Here is a 2,622-nt window from a genome sequence, read left to right on the forward strand (position 1 = left end):
AAGGTCAGCGCCGAGGACGAGCCCAGGTCGAAGCTGCGCTGCGTGAGCTCGTAACTGCTGCTCTGGCTGGCCAGCGTGTCCTTGGCCAGGCGCAGGCGGTCCTGGTCGGAGGCCAGCGTCAACCAGGCAGTGGCAACTTCGGCGATCAGGGTGATCTGGGTGCTGCGACGTGCCTCGGCGGTGGAGAGGAAGGATTGCAGCGCCTGTTCCTTGAGGCTGCGGACTCTACCGAACAGGTCCAGTTCGTAGGCGCTGAAACCCAGCGTGGCGGTATAGCTGCGCGAGGTCAGCGCACGACCGGTGGCCGACAGGTCGGCCGGCGTGCGGCTGGCCGATTCACTGGTGGCGGCGTTGATGGTCGGGAACAGTGCGGCGCGCTCCACGCCATATTGGGCACGCGCCTTCTCGATGTTGAGTACGGCCACGCGCAGATCGCGATTGTTGGCCAGACTGAGGCTTATCACTTCCTGCAATGTCGGATCGGTGAAGACATCACGCCAGCCGATATCAGACACCGCCATGGCCGGCGTGCCGCTCGCGGCCGCTGCGCTGTGGTCGCCCGCAAACTGGCTCGCCACGGGGGCGGCGGGCCGCTGGTAGTCCGGCATCAGGGTGCAGCCGCCCAGCAGCATGGCCAGCAGCAGCGGTGTCATCAGCGCGCGGGGACGATGCGCGGCGCGATGGGTCAGGGAAGGATTCATGTCAGTGCTCCGGGGAAATCGCGGGTTGGCCTTGCGGCGCGGAGGAAGGCTTGCGGGCGAACAGCTTCATGATGATCACGAAGAACAGCGGCACGAAGAACACCGCCAGCACCGTACCCGAGAGCATGCCGCCGATCACTGCCGTGCCCAGCGCATGCTGTGCGCCGGCACCCGCACCGCTGCCCAGCACCAGCGGCAGCACGCCGAGAATGAAGGCCAGCGAGGTCATCAGGATAGGACGCAAGCGCATGCGCACCGCATCCATGGTGGCTTCCACCAGGCTCTTGCCATGCTCGTGCAGATCCTTGGCAAATTCCACGATCAGGATGGCGTTCTTGCAGGCCAGGCCGATGGTAGTCAGCAAGCCCACCTGGAAGTAGACGTCATTCATCTTCCAGGTCAGGATCGCGCCCAGCAACGCGCCGAACACGCCCAGCGGCACCACCAGGATCACCGAGAACGGCACCGCCCAGCTTTCATAAAGGGCCGCCAGCGCCAGGAACACGATCAGGATCGAGATCGAATACAGCAGGCCGGTCTTGCCGCTGGAGGCCTTTTCCTGCAGCGACAGGCCGGTCCACTCATAGCCGATGCCAGGCGGCATCTTGGCCAGGGCCGCTTCCACGATGGCCATGGCTTCACCGCTGGAGGCCGCCCCCGGCAAGGCCATACCGAGGATTTCCATCGAGGGCACGCCGTTGTAGCGCTCCAGGCGCGGCGATCCGGAAGTCCAGCTGGCGGTCGAGAAGGCGCTGAAGGGAACCATGGTGCCGGCACTGTTGCGCACGTACCAGCGATCGAGGTCGGAGGGCAGCATGCGGTATTGCGCATCGGCCTGCAGCATCACCTTCTTGACGCGGCCCTTGTCGATGAAGTCATTGACGTAGCTGCTGCCCCAGGCGGTGGCGATGGTGTCATTGATGTCGGACATGGCCACGCCCAGTGCTCCGGCCTTGTCGGTATCGACATTGAGGCGGAACTCCGGTGTATCTTCCAGGCCGTTGGGGCGCACCGCCACCAGGCGCTTGTCCTGCATCAGCGTGCCCAGCAACTGGTTGCGCGCCTGCATCAGGGCGGCGTGGCCAAGGTTGGCTTCATCCTTCAGCATCAGGTCGAAGCCGGTGGCATTGCCCAGTTCGGACACGGCTGGCGGGGCGAAGGCGAATACGCGGGCATCACGGATCTGCGCGAAGGCGGCACCGGCCTTGGCCGCGACGTCGGTCACCGAGAGTCCGGGGCCCTTGCGCTCATCCCAGGGCTTGAGCTTGATGAAGGCAAAGCCCATGTTCTGGCCGCTGCCGGCGAAGCTGAAACCGGAGACGGCGAACACGCCCGATACCGCATCCTTCTGGTCCACCAGGAAATGATGCTCGACCAGTTCAATCACTTCATCGGTGCGCGCCTTGGTGGCACCGGAGGGCAACTGCAGGATCGCAAACAGCGTGCCCTGGTCTTCATCCGGCAGGAAGCCCACGGGCAGCTTCATGAATCCCGTCACCACCAGCGCCAGCAGTACCGCGTAAGCGGCCATGTAACGCCAGCCGCGGCCCAGCATGTGACGCACGATGCCCTGGTAGCGCAGGTTGCCGCGATCGAACTGGCGATTGAACCACCCGAAGAAACCGGTCGTGGCCAGCGCATGGCCCTTGGCCGCGGGCTTGAGCAGCGTGGCGCACAGGGCCGGTGTCAGCACCAGTGCCACCAGCACCGACAGCGTCATGGCCGAGACGATGGTGATGGAGAACTGGCGATAGATCACGCCGGTCGAGCCGCTGAAGAAGGCCATCGGCACGAACACCGCTGCCAGCACCAGCGCCACGCCGACCAGCGCGCCACTGATCTGGCCCATGGACTTGCGGGTGGCTTCCTTGGGCGGCAAGCCTTCCTCGGACATCACGCGCTCGACGTTTTCCACCACCAC

Annotated in this window: 2 protein-coding genes; both read right to left on the minus strand. The window is 65.0% G+C overall.

Going from position 1 to position 2,622, the window contains the following annotated elements; genetic code table 11:
* A partial coding sequence (locus tag B3873_RS08020) for a TolC family protein (RefSeq protein ID WP_286865147.1) occupies positions 1 to 701 on the minus strand: 701 nt, incomplete at its 3' end.
* 1 nt (position 702) lies between these two features.
* A partial coding sequence (locus tag B3873_RS08025) for an efflux RND transporter permease subunit (protein WP_286865148.1) occupies positions 703 to 2,622 on the minus strand: 1,920 nt, incomplete at its 5' end.

The organism is Herbaspirillum sp. UBA812 (assembly GCF_002296545.1).
Lineage (GTDB): Bacteria > Pseudomonadota > Gammaproteobacteria > Burkholderiales > Burkholderiaceae_D > Herbaspirillum > Herbaspirillum huttiense.